This is a genomic window from Streptomyces sp. DT224 (assembly GCF_049844595.1).
Lineage (GTDB): Bacteria > Actinomycetota > Actinomycetes > Streptomycetales > Streptomycetaceae > Streptomyces.
The window spans coordinates 28,825-48,560 of sequence record NZ_JBNCLI010000016.1 but is presented as its reverse complement, the minus strand read 5'-3'; the positions used below and the strand labels follow the sequence as shown (position 1 = coordinate 48,560).

At 69.6% G+C, this 19,736-nt stretch carries 1 protein-coding gene; it reads left to right on the top strand.

Annotation, left to right across the window (positions count from 1 at the left end; translation table 11 throughout):
* The first annotated feature begins 153 nt into the window (after window positions 1–153).
* Window positions 154–19,725 carry a UvrD-helicase domain-containing protein gene (locus ACLQ2N_RS32585; protein ID WP_425818806.1) on the top strand — a complete coding sequence of 6,524 codons (19,572 nt, stop codon included), beginning with the start codon at window positions 154–156 and terminating at the stop codon, window positions 19,723–19,725.
* The last annotated feature ends 11 nt before the right edge of the window (window positions 19,726–19,736 follow it).

Sequence of the window (19,736 nt, the reverse complement as noted above, 5' to 3'; positions counted from 1 at the left end):
GTTGTGCAGTCGGCCCGGCCCGCTCTCGCGGTCCGGGCCGACGCGCGTTCAGGGCCCCCGCCGCACTGCTATCAAGGTTGATTGCGGCACGGCGGTGCCCGCCCGCCATCGAGGACGCGACGTTAACCGTCTCCGGTGTGCATGGTCCGCCGCATGCAGATCACGAACGCCGCAGACCGTATCGCCGACAGCCTCGACAGCAAGAGGCTGCGCCGTCCGTGGAACCCTGATCTGCACCCGCGCGACAGCAAGGGCCGCTTCATTGAGACGGGCGGAATCGCCCGCCTCTGGGGCGGTGGCCTGGCCCGCGTCGTACGAGCCCTCGGCGGCCGGGACGTCCTGGTCGAGAACCTGGCCACACACAAGCAGTCCACCGTGCACGCGTCCCGGTTGACCATGGTCACCCGGCCTGACGGCACCGCCCCGACCAAGAGCAAGAGCAAGGTCCGCGACGAGGACGAGCGCCGCACCACGGACGTGCGGCGCGGCACCGGCCGGGACGACGACGACCCCGGCGACCAGGGCGACACCCCCGATGACCCGCACGACCAGGACGACCAGGGCGACGACATCGGGGAGGACGTCGACGGAGAGGACCGTGGTGCGACGGAGCCCGAACCGGAGGACGACGAACCGTACCTGCCTCGTGGCAGGGCCTTCCGCGATGGCGAAGAGGACACCCAGAACCCCGAGACCGTCCACTACAACAACGCTCTGCCGATGCCGGGAAACCGCCTGGCCCGGCACCGGGCCGGCCAGGGCGACGCCTTGCGGGCTCCCGGCGGGAAGCCGACGAAGGGCAACCCGAACGGGCACCTGAAGTACCGCGACACCGACCACGCCAACGACGCCGCCAACGAGCTGGTCGATGACTACCTGGAAGGGCTGAAGGATGCCTGGGCCGCCGATGGCTGGGACGACGACGATGCCCGCGACCTGTACGAGCAGCTGGAAGACGCCGTCGGCGACCTGATCCAGGTCGATAACCGAGAGCACGATGCCACCACCCGGGACCTGATCGACGGGCTTCCGGATTCAGCGGCCAAGGCCGAGGAACTGGCTGAGCTCGCTGACCGTGCGGGCAAGACGGACCTTGCCGAGGCTGCCGCCACCCTGTCCGACGCCCTTGATCTCGCCCACACGCGTTTCACCGCTCACGGCGACACGCCCCTTCGAAACCCCCGGAAGAACGCACCCGCCCGGCTGGGGGCCTGGCACCCGAGCCCCGCAGCGCCAGCGAAGAAGGCGGCCGCCAAGCGCGTCCGCCGCGATCCCAACCGGCGCTACAAGACCCTGGACGACGTACGAGCGCACTGGGCCAGCGGCAAGCTGACACCGTTCCAGAAGAACGAGGAACGGCACGCCGCCCACCGCGAAGCGATGCGCTCGTACATGGACAAGCTCGACAAGCCGCAGCTGTCGCGCAACGGGCACTTCACCATCGGGAAGCTCCCCGAGACCTCCGGTGACGGGCCGTCGGGCTGGGCCGTGACCCACAACGACACCGGCATCCGCCTGGCCGCCACCCCGCGCAAGGCCGAAGCGCTCGACTTCGCCAACCGTATGGAGACCGCGCAGCTCAACGGGAAGCCGGTCGACTGGAACGCCCCGGACGCGCTCGACCAGCTCCGCACTCCCGAAGGTAAGCGTCTCGGCGTCAGCATGGCCGCCGAGTCCCAGAAGGCGTTCGCCGAGCGGGCCGTCAAGAAGAAGGAAGGCGCCACCTCCCGCACGAAGCCCGCCGCCCCCACCCTCTCGTCGGAGCAGCAGGCGGCGCAGGACGTCGCTGCCCGCACCGGTGTCCCCGCCTCGAACATCGGCGTGGGTCACATTGGAGGTGCTGGTGAGGCCCCGGGCCGTCAGCAGGGCCGCCCCCGCAACGACGCGGAGCTCCGCGAGTTCTGGAAGCGTGGCGGCGCTCACGCCGGGGCCCGCAAGGACAGCCGGAAGGCGCAGGGCAACGCCCTGCGTCTGATGGCCAACGACCCGAACCTGCGCATTACGCTCGCCAGCCACCACGGCTTCGCCATCGTGGAGGACACCAGCGCCGATGACGCCTCGCGCTTCCGGGTCCTCACCTCGGGCGCCGGCCGCCGCCTGGCCGGTCTCGGCGTCGGCCGCATCCACGAGTACGGGCGGTTCCCCGACCGGGAGACCGCCGACCGCTTCGCCCTGTACCTCGGCAGTAACCTTCGGGACAAGGACGGCCGGACCCTCGACTGGGGCGACCCGAACATCGGCGCGGCGCTGAGCACGTTCCGCGACAAGGACGGGCAGCCCTCAGCTCTCGCCATCTGGCAGCTCGCGGGCCAGTTCGACCGAGAGCGCGGCGTCTCCGACAGCGCGGCCGCCCGCCTGGGCCGCCGCCATAACGAGCCGACCGAAGAGCAGCGCAACAACCCAGAGACCGCCCCCGCGAACCCCGCACCGGGTGTTCCGGACGAAGATGTGACCCAGCCGGCCGCCGGCCAGCGCAACGAGCAGGAGGAGCAGAGTGAGCGGGTACAGCGCGCTGGTGAAGGCGTACTGGGAAACGTACCGGCCGCAGGCGCTGGCGGAGATCGCCGTGACGACGCCGCCGGAGAGGTGGTTCGCGGAGCAGAGCGCGGAGATCGAGGAACTGATCGCGGACTACCGGGACGACTTCAGGGAGGAGCCGGAGCCGGGGGCGGACTTCCGAGAGGCGATGCAGCTGATCAACATGGCCACGATGAGGGCACGGGAGAAGGCCCTGCACGAGATGCTGTACAGCCTGCCGAAGGAGCCGGGCACGGAGGACATGGAGATGCCGATGGTGACGCTGCCGAAGATCGCAGCCGGGTAACCTTCGGCTCTGCCGAGCAGGAGCAGACCGCTCCGCAGTACCAGCCGCCGGAGGACGGCCGCACCGTCGTCCCCAGCGGCGTCCTGGCCCGCGTCAAGGCCAACATCGCCGCCATCGAGGTGCTGCGCCGCCTCCAGGAGGAGAACCGGCCGGCCACGGCCTCCGAGCAGGAGACCCTGGCCCGCTGGTCCGGCTGGGGCGCCACCCCGCAGGTCTTCGTGGACTCCCCGAAGCCCGAGTTCGCACCGCTTCAGCGCCGGCTCCGGGAACTCCTGAGCGACAGCGAGTACGAAGCCGCGCAGGACAACACCCTCAACGCCCACTACACCGACCCGGCCATCGCCCAGCAGGTGTGGAAGGCCGTACGCGAACTCGGCTTCGACGGCGGGAACGTCCTGGAGCCGGGCAGCGGCTCCGGCAACTTCATCGGGTACGCCCCTGAGCACGCCCACATGACCGGCGTCGAGCTGGACCCGATCACCGCCGGTATCGCCAAGGCCCTCTACCCCCACGCGGACATCCGCAACGAGGGCTTCGAGAAGACCCGCGCCGCGAACGGCACGTTCGACCTGACCGTCGGCAACGTCCCCTTCGGTGACTACCAGGTCGTGGACATGCGCCACAACAAGGGCGGCCACAACATCCACAACCACTTCATCCTGAAGTCGCTGGACCTCACCCGCCCAGGCGGCCTGGTCGCTGTCGTCACCTCCCGCTTCACCATGGACGGCGCCACCCCGCGGGCCGAGGACGCCCGTATGGAGATGGCTCGGAAGGCCGACCTGGTCGGCGCGGTCCGTCTCCCCTCCGGCGCCCACCGCCGCACCGCCGGCACGGACGTCGTCACCGACCTCCTCATCTTCCGGCGCCGGGAGAAGGACAAGGACTTCACCTCCGGCCGCACCCGCAACGGCGAGGTGAAGCCGCCCGAGCAGCGCAAGCAGGACGACCCGCCGACGTGGGTGCACTCGGTTCGGGTGAACGACCTGCCGGGCCAGGACCCGGACGACGTGAAGGCGCCCAAGGTCCACGTCAACCCGTACTTCCTGGAACGCCCCCGCAACGTCCTCGGTGACATGCACGTCGGTGACGGCATGTACGGGCCGGGCGAACTGCGCGTGCACGTCGCCGGCGACCTGAACGAGGAACTGGGCCACACCCTGAAGCGGGTTGTGGACCGCGCGAAGGACGCCCGCCTCACCTACAAGGCCGACACCGGCGAACGCCGGAAGGTCGAGCTGCTGTCCGAGGACTCGCAGCGGCCCGACGGGCACGTAGAGCTCCACTCGGACGGCACCCTGACGCAGGTCCGCGACGGCATGGTCCACCCCTACGACGTGCCGAAGACGCAGATCGAGGAGGCCAAGCAGCTCCTCGGGCTCCGCGACTCCATGAGAGCCCTGGTGCGGGAAGAGTCCCGGCCGGACGCCGACGAGAACCTGATCGAGACGCTGCGCGCCGACCTGAAGGCCCGCTACGACAAGTACAACGCCAAGTTCGGCTCCGTGAACCGGTTCGACTGGGCGGACCGGATGGCCACTGACCCAGAGACGGGGCAGCAGGTCAAGAAGGCATACCGCAAGCGGCCGCCCATGGGCGGGCTCCTGTCCAAGGACCCGACCATGGCCGTGATTCTCTCCCTCGACTCGTACGACGAGAACACGAAGACGAGCACACCGGCCGCGATCTTCACCAAGCGGCAGTCCCGGCACCGGACCATGGCGGAGCGCGCCAGCAGCCCCGAGGACGCGATGGCGATCGTCCTGGAGCAGCGCGGCACGCTCAACATCGACGCTCTTGCCGACGTCATGGGCGTCAGCCCCGAGAGCGCGCGGGAACGTCTCCTTGCCGCCCGGTCCAAGGACCCGGAGACCGGCGAGGAGTACCCGCTGGTCTTCGAGCCCCACGACCGCGGCGACCTCATCCCGGCAGCCGAGTACCTGTCCGGGAACGTGCGGGAGAAGCTGGAGCAGGCCCAGGCCCTCGCCGGGCAGGACTCCCGCTTCGAGATCAACGTCAAGCACCTGGAAGACGTTCTGCCGGAGGAAATCTCCCCCGGCGAGATCGACGCCCCCATGGGCGCGGCCTGGCTCGGCCGCGACCCTGTCCAGGCGTTCCTGCGGGAGAAGCTCGAATCCGACTCTGTCACCGTCAGCTACCAGGGCGGCTCGATGTGGAAGGTCGACGCCCCCGAGCACGTCACCAACAGCCAGGCGGCCCGGTCGATCTGGGGCACCAAGGGCTTCAACGCGGTCAAGCTCGCCGAAGCGATCCTCACCAACGGCCGGATTCGCGTTACCTACCGGGGCGACGACGACAAGTCGTACGTGGACGAGGACGCCACCGCCGCGGCCCAGACCAAGGCCGAAGAGATGCGCGAGGAGTTCCAGGACTGGCTGTGGGCCACCGAGGAACGCACCGAGCAGATCAAGAAGCGGTACAACGACCTGCACAACAACCTGGCTCTCAGGTCGTACGACGGCCAGCGCCGGACCATGCCCGGCCTCGCCGAGTGGTTCAAGCCGCACGCCCACCAGCACGCCGCCGTCGCGCGCATGGTCAACGAGCCCGCGGTGCTCCTCGCTCACGAGGTCGGCGCCGGCAAGACCGCCGAGATGGCCATGGGCGTCATGGAGCTCCGGCGCCTCGGCATGGTCAACAAGGCCGCGATCGTCGTCCCGAACCACATGCTCAACCAGTTCCGCGACGAGTTCGCCGAGCTGTACCCGGAGTCCGCGACGAGCGGGCGCATCCTCGCCGCGTCCAGCGACGACCTCCAGGGCCGCAAGCGCCGCGAGTTCATCGCCCGCGTCGCCACCGGCGACTACGACGCGGTGATCCTCACCCAGAACGCGTTCGAGTCCATCCCCATGCGCCCCGAGGTGCAGCTCGCATACATCGAGCGGGAGAAGAAGCAGCTCCAGGAGTCTCTGAAGCGGCAGAAGCAGGAGGAGGCCGAGAACAACCCGGGCAAGCAGGCCGACTCCCGGATGGTCAAGGACATCCGCAACCGGCTCAAGAAGCTCGAAGCGAAGATCCAGGCCAAGCTCACCGCCCAGAAGGACATGGCCGGCCTCTACTTCGAGGACACGGGCATCGACTACGTCGTCGTAGACGAGGCCCACCACTACAAGAACCTCTCCACGAACTCCACGCTCCCCGGCGCAGGGATCGAGGGCTCCAACAGGGCCTCCGACCTCGACATGAAGCTGGAGTACCTGCGAAACACGACCAAGTCCGGGCGCGTGGTCACCTTCGCGACGGCCACCCCGATCTCCAACAGCATCACTGAAGCGCACACCATGCTGCGCTACCTACGCCCTGACCTGCTGGACAAGGCCAAGATCCGCAACTTCGATGACTTCGCGTCCACCTACGGCAAGGTCGTCTCCGGTACCGAGCTGGCCGCCGACGGGTCCGGGTTCAGGGAAGTCAGCCGCTTCGCCGCCTTCCGGAACATGCCGGAGCTGCTGCGGATCTGGCGCACCGTCGCCGACGTCAAGAACTCCGACGACCTCGCCGAGTACCTGGACACGCCGGACGTGGCCGGCGGCAAGGCGGTCACCATCTCCGTCGAGCCCACCGACGGGCTCGTGGACTACATGGAGGAGATCGCCCGCCGGGCAAGGGCTGTGAAGGGCGGCCAGGTCGACCCCAAAGCCGACAACATGCTCAAGATCAACTCAGACGGGCGGAAGGTCTCCCTCGACCCCCGCATGGTCGGCATTGACGAGCAGGGAGCCAAGCTCCCCGCAGCGGCCGACAACATCGCCCGGATCTACGCCGACACCAAGGACGCGGTCTATCCGTCCTCGAAGAACAACCCGACCCCGCACGAGACGCCGGGCGGCCTTCAGATCGTCTTCCTGGACATGGGCACCCCGACCGACCCGGGCCAGTCCAAGAAGAAAAAGGGGAAGGCCGAGGGCCCGGCCAGCGTGGAGGAGATGGGCCAGTCCAAGTTCCCGGCCTACCAGGAGCTGAAGGAACTCCTGATCGAGCGGGGTGTTCCGGCCGAGAAGATTCGTTTCATCCACGAAGCGAAGAACGACGCGGAGAAGTCCCGGCTCTTCGCCGACGCCCGCAACGGCAAGATTTCCGTGCTTCTGGGCTCCACCACGAAGATGGGCGTGGGAACCAACGTCCAGCTCAGGGCGACCGCCCTGCACCACCTGGACTGCCCGTGGCGCCCCGCCGACCTCGAACAGCGCAACGGCCGCATCATCCGCCAGGGCAACGCCAACCCCGAGGTCGCGATCTTCCAGTACGTCACCGAGGGGTCGTTCGACGGGTTCTCGTGGCAGACGGTGGCCCGCAAGGCGAAGTTCATCCGCCAGATCATGAAGGGCAACCTGACCGAGCGGACCGTCGAGGACATCCCCGATGGAGTCTTCAACGCCGAGCAGGTCACAGCCATCTCCACGGGCAACCCCTACCTGCTGGAGCAGGCCAACGTGAAGGTGGCCCTAGGCGCCCTGCGCCGCAAGCACAAGGGCTACATGCGCGCGATCGAGGGCTACAAGTCCACGATCCGCTCCGCCGAGCGAACCAAGAAGTACACGGACGAGCTCACGGCCCAGCTCCGTGACGTCGTCGCGCGCAGGAAGAACACCCGCGGTGACGCCTTCAACGCCACCATCGGCACCACGGACTTCACCAAGCGGGACAAGGCGGCCAAGGCCCTCCGTACCGCAGCCCTCGCCGTCCTGCGGCAGGGCGCTGAGGACCCCTACCGGCGCGGCGGCCACCCCGAGGTCATCATCGGCAAGGTCGGCAACATCGACGTCGTCGCCCAATACCGGGCGGGGTGGAACTCGTCCGGTCGCGTGCACCTGGTGGACATCCACATGCCCGACGTGCCGCAGACCACCTACTCCTACGACGAGAAGGACCTGAATAGGGACTCCACCCTTCCCCTGGCGCGGATCGAGGACCGTCTCGCCGACATCGACAAGGCGATCGTGCGCCTGGAGAGCCGACTCCGCCAGGAGGAACGTGCCGCGGCGACCGCCCGCGAGCGGATGGACCGTCCCTTCGAGGAGGCGGACCAGTTGGAGGCTGCCGAACGCCGCTCCAAGCTGATCGCCGCAATCATCAAGGAACAGGGACAGGCGGTGTCCAGTCCGGACGCAGCCCAGGAGAAGCGCAACCGGATGGAAGCCCTGGAGCACCAGCTCCGGGAAGCCCGCCTCGCCGCCGGCGAGAAGGCCGCGGACGTGGACGACCCGGCGGCGGAACAGGACACAGACCTCCTGCCCCGGACCCCCGCCGCACCGTCCATCAGCACTGACGAGAAGGGCCGCACGCGTATCACGTGGCCTGACGCCGAGGCGCGAAAGGCGGCGAAGGAGCGCAAGCGGGAAGAGAAGCGGCGGCAGGCCCGCGAGGCACGCGGGGAGACGGACGCCGATCCCGAGCAGGTGAGCGACGACCAGGAGCAGCCGGGCGAGGCCGGCCCGCCTGCCGGCCGCAACGAGCCGTCCGACGTCTCCGTTCCCGACACGGAGCCGTCCGAGGCGTCCACCGGAGAAAACGTCAAGCTGAACCCTGCGCAAGTGCGCTCCGAACTCGCCGGGCTGAAGCCCGAGAACGTTGACGCCCCCGAAAAGACGACGCCGGCCCAAGACGACGCCGCACCGGAGCCCGCAGCGCAGACGAGCGCCCAGCCCGTCGAGATCAATGACCTGTTCACCGACAGCAAGCTGGACAACACCAAGGCGGTCGATGGGCTCAAGCGGGCCTACCAGGACCAGTTCCCCGAGAACGCCCGCGACCGAGTCAGCCAGCTCGCCGACGAGCTGTTCAACTTCCTCGACCAGCAGTGGGGGGAAGCCGCCGGCGGAGTGTTCGGCCCTGCGAGCGACACGGCCCTGCATCTGGCCCAAGCGCTCCACGACCAGGAGATGACTCCCGAGGAACGCGAAGGCAGCTTCGGGAAGCAGGTGGGAGCTGTAGCCGAAGCGCTGCGTCAGCGCCGCGACCAGCTGTCCACCGAAACGCCCGGCGAAGACCCGCAGAACCCGGACGTCGAGAAGGACACCGAGAACAACGACACCAGCGTCGAAACACCGGCGGCCCAGCCGGCAGAGACGCCTGCCCCTGTACCGGACACCTCCAGCAACGAGCAGGGACAGCAAGAAGACCAGGAGCCTCCGGCCAGCCGCACGCCGCGGAAGCCGGGCACGACCCGCACGCCGCGCCCCGCTGGGGAGCAGGAGCGCCCCGCGACGGCGGCCCGCCCGCAGCCGGCGCAGCAGCCTGCCCCGGCCGACATGACCGCGGACCAGTTGGCCAACGCCATCGATGACGCTCAGAGCGATCTCGCGCCTCTCACCGAGTCCACCGACCCTCTGGACCTGGCCATGCGGCGGCGCCTGGAACAGCACCTGTGGGAGCTGGAGGACGAGGAGCGGCGCCGCTGGAAGCCGGAACCCAAGTACGACAACGGCAAGCTGGTCGAGCGTTCCCGCGAGGATGTGGTGAGGGACCGGCTCGCGGGCTACGGCCTGAACGATGCCGAAGTGCAGGGCCTTGTCACGCGTGTTGAGGATCTGCCCGAGGCGAAGGCCGGCGGCTACGCCGATGAGGAATGGGAGCGGATCAGCGCCGACGCGTCCGCGCGGGAGGACTACCCGCCCACCGACGAGCAGAACATCATCATCCAGGGCGCGGCCCGCCGCGGCCTGAACATGGCCGTAATGGCGCTCGCCGGCACCGGCAAGTCGTCCACCCTGAAGATGCTCTCGCACCGCATGCCGGGCAAGAAGATCGTCTACCTGGCGTTCAACCGGAGCGTCGCAGCCGAGGCCCGCGAAGCACAGGCGCGCGGGGAGTACGCGAAGAACGTGCTCGCCTCCACGGCGAACGCGTACGCCGCCCGGGTCGCCGACCGGCGCCTGAACGACCGGCTGCCCAGCAGCAGGGCCGGCGGCTTCAAGAAGCTCAGCGCCCAGCAGATCGCCGACCGCATGCGCTGGTACGACACGGTCAAGGCCGGGAACCGGGACCTCACCCCGGGCGGCGCGGCCACCGTCGCCGAGCGCATGATCCGCGAGTGGGCGAAGTCCGCCGACGCTGAGATGGGCCCGCAGCACATCAAGGCGAAGGTCGAGGGAGACCCCCGGGACCTCTTCAACGCGGTCAAACCGCTCGCTGACCGCATGTGGGCGAACCTCAGCGACCCCGAGGCCGGCGACCCCGACCGCGACCTCACGATGGACTTCGACTACATCGTCAAGCAGTGGGCGCTCGGCGGCTACAAGATCGACGCCGACACCCTGTTCTGGGACGAGGCCCAGGACGTGAACCCGGTGATGGAGGGCGTCGTCCGTGCCGCCCTCGATCAGGGCGTCCAGGTCGTGGCCGTCGGTGACTCCAACCAGGCCATCTACGGCTTCAGGGGCGCCAGCGACGCCCTGGCCAAGCTCCCCGTCGACGCGCGCGCCACGCTCACCCAGTCCTTCCGCTTCGGCCCGGCCGTCGCCGACGTCGGTAACCGGTTCCTGCGGCTGCTCGGCACCCGGATGCGGCTGAAGGGTTATGACCGCAAGAACTCCCGCATCGGGCAACTGCACCCGGGCGAAGAGTCCATGGTCATCGCCCGCACCAACGCCGGCGTCGCGCTCGCCGCGGTGCAGGCCCTCACCGCGGGCCGCACCGTCGCCGTCTCCGGAGGCGTGAAGGCGCTCCAGGAGTTCGTGCAGGCCGCCAACGCCCTGGCCGCCGGCGAGGACACTGACCACGCCGAACTGGCCCGCTTCAACGGCATGGCCTTCGACGACATCGTTGAGGAGGTCAAGGCCGACCCCGACCTCCAGCAGCTCGCCAGCCTGTTCAACCTGCTGGAGAAGCACGGCGACGACATCGACGCCCTGCTCTCCTCCGGCTCCCGGCCGGCGGCCACCGAACTCGTGGGTGACCGCGTGTGGGTTCGCCTCGACTGGAACGACCCCAACGCCAACGCCCTGAAGCGGTGGCTCGGCAACGGCAAGAACAACGGCGTCGGCAAGCTCCTGTACGACCCGGCGACCCGCCGGTACTACTACGAGCCCGGCAAGCGAGAAGTGCCGTGGAAGTCGCAGACGGGCTCCGGCGTTCACAAGATCGACAACAAGCTGTCGCTGGAAGAGGCGCAGCAGCGGATCGACGCCCACCTCGCGGAGCTGTACCCGCAGGGCGACCCCGAGGACGGCAACGGCCGTCTGGTGCCCGAGCACGAGCCGCACGACGTCCTCGTGACGACTGCTCACAAGGCGAAGGGCCTGGAGTCCGAACGCGTCCGCATCGCCGACGACTTCAAGGGCCCCGAGGACGACAACGACGGGAACATCGATTGGGACACCGTCCCGGACGATGAGGCGCTGCGTGTGGCGTACGTCGCCGTGACTCGGGCCACCGAAGTTCTCGACCCCGGGTCGCTCGGCTGGGTGTTTCGGGCTGTCAACGACGACGACCCCACCCAGCCGCCCAAGGGCGAATACCGCCGAGACTTCAAGCTGGGCGACTTCCAGACCGGCGACCAGATCGACTTCGATGACGAGGACGGCACGCCGAACATCGGCACGGTCTCGGAAATCGACGCGCCCCTGCTCACCGTGGTCAGCACCAGCGAAGAGCCGGGTATGGGAGGGAAGCGCCAGGAGATCAGCCCCGCGCAGGTGCGCCGCCGCAACGGCCAGGGCCAGCCGCTGCTGCCCGCGGCCACCGACGAAGAGCTGGACCAGGCCATCGCCGAGGGCCGCTACGGCTCCAAGGGCACCACCACCCTCAACCCGCAGCGGGTCCGGAACGACCTCGCAAACCTCAACGACAACAACACTCGCTCGGACACCAGCACCCCGAAGCCCGAGGAGAAGCCGGAGACCCCGGCGCCAGCCGAGACAAACGCACCCGCTGCCGCCCCGGCACAGGGTCTGCCGGCCAAGGACGACCAGGTAATGACGCCTGACGGCCTCGGTGACGTCATGGCCGTGCACGACGGGTCAGTGCTCGTACGCGGGGAGAACAGCACGCGTGTGTGGCCGCTGAAGGACGTGGCCCGTTCCGACGGCACCCCGTTCGGTGGGGACCGCGACGACAAGGACCCGAAGGTCCGCCAGAACGCGGAGAACATCGCCAAGGCGTCGACCCACGAGGGCCTTGAGCTGTCCACCGGCAACCGGCTGCGCGACCTCGACGTCGAGGCCGGCCACGGCACGATCGTGGATGGCGACGGCAACACCGTCGGATGGGTCCGAGCCCGCATCGGCGACAACGGCCGCCGGTACTGGTGGGGCCAGGACGCGGACGGCGGCGCCCCCGCAGACATGCAGTGGCACGAGGAACTGCCTGCCCAGGCGGGCGCCGCCCCCGTCCGCGCCGCGTCCATCGTTCGTGACGGCCTCGACTCCATCCGTCAGAAGTACACCGGCGGGACGGACGAGAGCGGCAAGCCGGAGCAGGCCAAGCGCACGCCGGTCACGCCGGACCGGGCCGTCACCGAGATGACGCTCACCCCGGCTCAGGTCCGGGAGCTAAGCCGACTTACCCTGTCCGGGAACTATGCCGACGGCACGCCGATCGACACGCTGCCCTGGAACCCGGGCCACCGCCGCTACAGCCCCTACTCGGCACAAGCCGGCGCACTGGCCGCTGCGGCGCGCGAAGCCGCCGCCCAGCAGGACCAGAGCACCCCCGAAGGTCGCCGCAACAAGAATGTGCTGCTCGGCGCCGCCCGCAAGATGGACTTCCAGCAGTACGACTCCGCCCGTCGCGCGGCAACCATTCCTGCCCCGGGAGAAGCCGACGCGTATGACAAGCCGTACGTACCGCGCGCCGAAGAGCCGGAGGTAGACGCCCCCGACGCGCCGTCGGCAGACGAGCCCGCGGCGGCTGAGCCGTTCGAGAACGACGGGGAGTGGCGGGCGGCGATGGTGCCGCTCGACGCGGCCGAGTTCCAGGTCCGCCGCGCGGCACGCCGTACGTGGGCTACGGACGACACACCGGGAAGTGTCGATTTGCTCGAACGAGCCGTTCTGGACGCGCTCGCTGCTCAAGAGGACAACGACCACGACCAGGCCGAACAGCGGCTGACCGCTGCACGCCACCATGCGGCCGCGCTCCTGAGCTCTCTGGAGGACGAGGAGCGCCAGGAGATGGAGCTCCCCTTGCGCCGCTTCCTCGACCTGGTTGATGCCCACCTCGCGCGCCACCGGGCAACCGTCGACCGGCGACGATCGGAGGACGAGCAGCGGCGCGAGATCGAGGAGGCTGCCGGGGAAGAGATCCGGCAGGCGGTCCAGGGCTCCGCAGCCGGTCAGCAGAAGGCCCCCGATACGGACGACACCGAAGTTCTCGACCCCGTCCAGGTGGACGAAGGCGACTACGTCCGCGTCGAGACGCAGGACACCGAGGGCAACGCCGTCATCCGTGACGGGTACCTGCTCGCTCCCCCGAAGCAGGTCACAGCTACCCGAGGCGATCAGCGCGTCAAGGCGTGGCGCCTGCACGTGGGAGATCAGCCGGGCGATGAGCCGTCCCCGGACAACGCCCTCACGATCCTTCCCGATGAGAAGGTCGAACGACTGACCGCCCCGGTCAAGGCCCGCAACGATGACGAGGAGCGCCCCGGCAGGACCGACGACGACCGAAAGGACCGCGACGAGCGGCGGTCCGCTCGACGGCGGTCGAGAGGCGGAGCCGACGCGCTCCAGGGCGCCGACGCACCGTCTGGGAGCCCGGGCAACGTTCCGAACCTCGCCTTCCCCCATTTGGATACGCGCCGCGGCGACGGAGTTCGTGACTGGGTTGGCTTGTGGGCGACTCCGCAGCCCAATGGGGTCCGCAACGTATTCCTCGGCCGGGCCGCAGCCCAGAACCCTCACTGGACGGACCGCGTCGATCCATGGGACGTACGCCAGTGGATCTCCACGATGGCTGACGTCGACCCCATGGGCCAGTTCGATGAGAACGAGCGCCGAAACCTTGGAGAGGTGCCGCAGGAGGCGCGCGGGTTCCTTGCCGGTCTCGCCAGTGATCTGCGTGCATCCTCGCTGAAGAGGGGCAACGAGCTCGTCGGGGAGATCCGGCCCATTTTGAGGGAGCACATCGCGACCCGGAAGGGCCGGGAGAAGGCCCGTGAAGAGCTCAACGAGTTGACCCGGAAGAGGGTCAACGAGGCCCATGAAGAAGTTCGCGCATACATCGCCAAGGCTCGGGCCGGTGCGGCCGAACACGGACTCACCGAGCAACAGGCGGAAGACTTCATCCTTGACCTGGTCGGCGGCGACCACCCTGGCGAGGTGTCCTACGGCTTGAACGCCGTTTACCCAGAAGTGCTTCGCCCCCTCGCTGCCGCCGTCAACGACGGGCGCGCTTACATGAGCGCCTTCGGCGGCTGGTCCTCGATGGATGACTCCCACAGCTTCTCCGGGTGGAGCGCGGTGAACCGGCGGCGAGCGGCTGTTGGTGCTCCGATGGTGCCGGCTGCCGACCCGGCCACCCGCACGGGCGACATCGTGGCTGGTGAAGCAGAGCTGCCCAAGGGCATGCGCTGGGTGAAAGGCTCAGACCTGCGGCAAGGAGACATCTTCCGCGAACCGGAAGCTCAGGACGCAGACGGAATTTTCGTCGGGCTGGCCTCACCTCAGTACGTCATCCACCTGCACCGGGGCGGCCGCGAGGGTGTCGTCCGATCCGTGAACCTGGACCCCCACAACGGACGCGCGAGCGTGCAGCCCGACTCGTGGGTCGTGCTCGTGGAGAAGCCGGAACCGGCCGTACGCAAGAAGGCTCAGCAGCGGGCACGTACGGACACACACACCGCCGCGGAGCTGCTGACTGACGAAGAGATGTACGAGCTTGGCGGCCCCGACCGGGTGCAGGAACTCGCAGGGCGTGCCGAGATAGTTCCGGCAGACGAGAGCACGTCAATAATCAAGGGGACGTGGCTCGTCAAGGTCGATGGCGTAGAAGTCGGCCGGTTCGACAACACCGACAAGCTGAGCGAGTACACGGCGGTGACCCCCGACGGGCAGCGCCGCATATGGCACGAGCCGGAGCTCGCGGCGGCCGGGCTTGTCCTGGCCCACGAGGGAACAGCCGACGGCACCAGCCGGAACGAGGGTTCGGAGGGTAAGGACGACGACCACCGTCAAGACGGCACCGGCAGTAGCAGTTCCAACGGGCCCTCCGCCAGCCATGAGGGCGAGGCGGACGCGGACACGTTGAGCGGCGACCGCAGCAGCGCTGTCGATGGGCGCCGCGTGCCCACAGAGGAGGAGATGCACCAGTACGAGACCGGACCCAACCGAGTAGTCAATGAGGAAGGCGAGCGGGTTCTGTTCGGTTTGCCCGAGCGGATGCGCGAACTGGCCGGCGAGGGGGTGGTACCGACACCCCGCGTGCGGTCCGACGATGGAGAGCAGGTCTGGCGGAACGGCCGCCTGATCGGCAGCATGTCCGCGCCGCACCTTGCCAGCCCTTACCCGGATGTTGTGGGCGAGTCGTGGAGCAGCAAGCCCCCGTTCTCCACCCTCGGCACCAGCTTCACCAGCCGCGAGGCCGCCATCGCGAACCTCGTACTGCGCGACCGGGAGCACGGCGAGCCGGACTTGAAGGCCGTACGCCCCGACCTGGCGTGGAAGCTGGGGAATGCCGTGGATCTGGCCTTCCCTCCGAAGGACACGCCGTTTCGAGGTCTGGAGACGCTGGCTGGCAATCCTGCCGACCTGGAGCGCTACCACGCGCTGCGCGCCCTGGTGTCCGAGCTGGGGCGCGGGGTGACCCCCTCCGGGAACGTGGCCGCGGACCTGGCGCACCTGCATGACGAACTGCTGTGGCTCGACAGCACGCACTACAAGCACCAGAAGCCTGGCCGCAACGAAGCAGTAATCCTCGGGCCGGGGTGGTTCGCGGACAAGATCAGCGAGTTCCTGGACGTGCTGCGCCCGGAAGACCCCCGAGCCAAGCACCATGTGGTCAGCAAGGACCGGGCCGCCCGCCAGTACGTCGATGAGCTGACGCAGAACGGAGGACTGGATAACGCGGAGACGGCGCCCATCGCCGACATCCACGCCGGCGACGTCGTCCAACTTCACGGACGCATGACGGGCTTCTACCCCGGATACACCAACCGCCGGCTCGGCTACGTCGTCGGTGACCCGAAGAAGGTCACCTTCAGGGAAGCTGGTGTCAGGCACAAGGGGTACCGGGTCGACGTCACGGAGGACCCGTTCCAGGCGGCGCGCGGCAGGTTGGAGCCCCACACCTTCATCATCCCGGCCGACGGCGGAACAGGTCTGCGCCTGGCTCGGGCCGAGGACGTGAACCTGGACTTCGACCAGCACCACTACGGCCGCCAGACCGGTGAAAATCCCCGCCCCGTAGCGCCCGACAGTGACGCGGCTTCGGGTGCCGCGGGCGCCCCCCGGCCGGTCCCTTCCGTAGAGCCGGCCGAGGACCGGACTGCGGCGCCGGAGGCCGTCGCCGCGCCGGAGCCGGTCGGGGGCCGCCCCGCCGAGTGGACTCAGGTCAGCGACCTCCAACTCGGCGACCTGGTACGGGTCGACGGGGTCACCAAGCAGGGAACCGCCCGCACGCTCGCGGGGCACGTCGTGGGCGGACCGGCCCTTATTCCGGTGACGCGGAAGGGCCGCGCCACGGACATGTGCCGCGTTCTGATTGCCGACAGTCCGAGCGCCCATACCGGTGCCCCTGTGTACGTCCTGCCCGACGCCGCGGTGGCGCGCGCTACCCGCGAGGACACCGACCAGTTCCAGGGGGCACCGCAGACAGGTGCTGACGCCGATGTGTTGACCGGCCGCATCCCGGACAGGGTGCCCACCGACGCCCAGGGCAACGGCCTCTTCCCCGGCGCGCTCGTCACCGACAACGACGGCAAGGAGGGCGTAGTCACGGGCGCGAGCTCGGACAGCGTCCGCGTGCAGTTCGGCGACGACCGCACCGACGACGCCCACTCACCTACCTCCCTCAACGTCACCGACGGCGGCGCGGCCCGGCCCTCCGGCTGGACCACGGATGGCCGCCGGGTCCGCGAAGGAAACGTCGTCGGCGACCAGGACGGCCGCCGGCTTGGCACCGTTGAGTCCGTGGACGGAGACACCGCCACCGTCGCCACCCCGGACGGGATGCAGGACGTGCCCATCGGTGACCTGCGCGTCATCGGGGACACGGAGGAAGACGACACCACGCACAAGGTGGTCCGTGTCGCTCCGACACCTGCCGGCAAGGTGCAGGAGGGCGACGTCCTCGTACGGCAGACGCCCAAGGGCCCGCGCACCGCCCGGGTCACCCACCGGGAGGAGCAGGGCGAGCAGACACAGCTCGACCTGGAGGACACCACCACCGGCGAGACCACCACGCTCTCGACCGCGAACGACACAGACGTTCAGCGAGCCGAAGGCGCAGACGGTGCTCCGCCGGAGCTCGGGCCGGAGGACGCCCCCAGCGACGACGACGAGATCACCACCCACGAACCCACGCCGGCGGTCGCCCCGGTCTCCGGCCCGACCGTGGACCCGCAGCTCTCTCCCGAGGAACGCGACGCGGTCAGGGACCGCGGGCAGGCCCCGGCAAGCGACCCCGAGGCCCAGCAGGCGACGGCTCGCATCGTCAACGACCTGCCGGTCACCCCCACGCAGGCGACCGTGCTCGCCGAGGAACTGCGCGAGGGCGCCGACCCGGAGACCCCCGATGGACGGGCTGCCAGACGCGCCGCGGACCGCTTGGACACCGCCGCAGGCAACGAACCGGACGACGTCGACAAGCCCGAGCCCGGCACCGTCGGCTCCGTCGGCGAGGGCGACACGATCACCCTCCCCGACGAGTTCGACCCGGACACCATGACCGCGTACCGCGTCGTGAACGTGCAGGCGGCCCCGGGCGGCCTGCGGGCTCTCACGATCGAGGACGGGGACGGGCTTCGCTTCGAAAGGACCCTGGCCTCCTCCGAGCCGCTGTACCAGGTCCCCGACCCGGAGACCCCGGATGCTGCCGACGACACCGAGGAGCGCGACCCGAACCCGGCCCCCAACGCGGACAGGGTCCGCGACGACTACACGGACGCAGTCGTACGTGCGGTCGTGGACAGCGCCCTCGAAGGCACGACCACGCCCGGCAGCATCCACCAACTCCGGCAGCAGATCGCCGAACGGCTCACCCCCGAGGCAATGCGTGCAGCGATGCGGCGCGCCCGCAACGGGGCGCTGGCCGCCGTCACCGACGCCGGGTTCCAGGGCAAGGAGCGCGACGACTTGGTGCGCGCGCTGCGGCAGGACGCTGCCCGGGCACGCACCGAAGCAGTGCGCGCCGCGGTGCGGACCCTGGACGACCTGGAGCCGCTGGACGGCGAGTCGGAGGAAGACACCGCGAACCGTGCAGCCGACCTTCTGCGCCTCATCCCGCAGGCCCTGCACACCCGGCCGACCGGAGTTGATGACACCGACGGGGAGACCGGCATCAACGACGACGTCGCCCAGCACGCCGACGACGCGGTGAGCGACGCCCTTCAAGCCGCGGCGGACAGCGGCGAACTCCTCACCCCAGAACGTCGTGCTGAGATCGTGCGGCAGATCGCCGCCCGCCTCGACGGCAGCCGCAACGCGGCCGCGCAGCGGATCGCCTCCCGGCTGCCCGAAGGTCAGCGCGCCCGTGTCCTGCCGCAGCTCGTGGCGGGCCTGGCCGCTATCGCTCGGAAGCTCATCGCCGTGATCGGAGCATTCCTCAAGGCCCTCGCCAGAGCGTGGCGGGCCGGCCGCGAGAGCCTGCGGCGTATGCGCGAGCGCATCTCCCGCTTCCGCCGAGGGTTGATGCGGCGCATCCGGTCGTGGCCGGAAACGCGCCGGCTTCGCCGCCTGGCTGCCCCGGGCAACCTGCCACAGCAGACCGACGGGCTGCCGCTCGGTGACCGCGTCGCCCACTGGGCGCGGCTTCTTCCCGCCCCGGGCCGCTTCGGGCAGGTCTCCCGGCGAGCCCGCTGGTACCGGCCGGCCAGCCGTGCATCTCTTGCCGCCGGCCAGCTGCCCCCGGTGCAGGACGGTGTGCGCTGGACACCCAACCGGGCAGCAGACGGCGGCCCGGGCGCCCAGGCCCTGCGCCACCTTGCAGCCGTCCGTGCGGCCGGGCAGGACGTGGACACCGACGTCATGAACCGGCTGCGCGGCACTGCCCCGGAACTCGGCGACGACCCGCACGAGACAGTCCGTCACGCAGAGCAGCATGCCCTGGCGGCGGAGCGCCGTCTGCGGGACCTCGAAGCGGCGGCCGCCGGCGGCGCTCCAGGCGCGGACCTGGAAGCGGCGGCGGCACGCGCCGAGGCGCAGTCCGCACGGCAGGAAGCCGCACGCCTTCAGCAGGCGTACGCCGCGGCGTTGCCCGAAGCGGTGCGGGACACCCTGGCCGAGATCCGCGAGATGGGGCCGGGCACCACCGCCACGCTGGTGACCACCCCGGACAGCGACCCGGCCGCCGTACGGGCGCTCACGGACATAGCGCAGTTCGTACCTCGCGACTGGCTGTCGCCGACCGAGGCCCGGTTCATCGGGGCTCGCACTGGTGAGGCCGGGGGCTATGACCCGGAAAGCCGGATCGCGACCGTCGCCGACCTCGGCGACTCTGGCCGCCGCACAGCTGCACACGCCCTGCTCGCGCATCTCCAGCAGCACTACCCGGATGTGCTGGCCGCGCAGCAGGCGTTCCACTTCACCCGCACCCACGGCGGCAGGGTAGGAGCGCGGCGCCGCGCACCGCTGGACATGCTCCTCGCGCGGCTGTTCCGCAACAGCACGGACCAGGACACCAACCGGGACCTTGTCCCGCTCGGTATTGCCGCCATGTTCGACGGCGACTGGTACGAGGACGACGACCTGCGAGCGTTCCTCCTTGGACTGCTCGCCACCCGATAGAAGGAGAACGG

What these genes read in the sequence shown, in the direction of transcription:
- ACLQ2N_RS32585 (WP_425818806.1), top strand. Translation starts at nt 154, where the DNA reads ATGCAGATCACGAACGCCGCAGACCGTATCGCCGACAGCCTCGACAGC.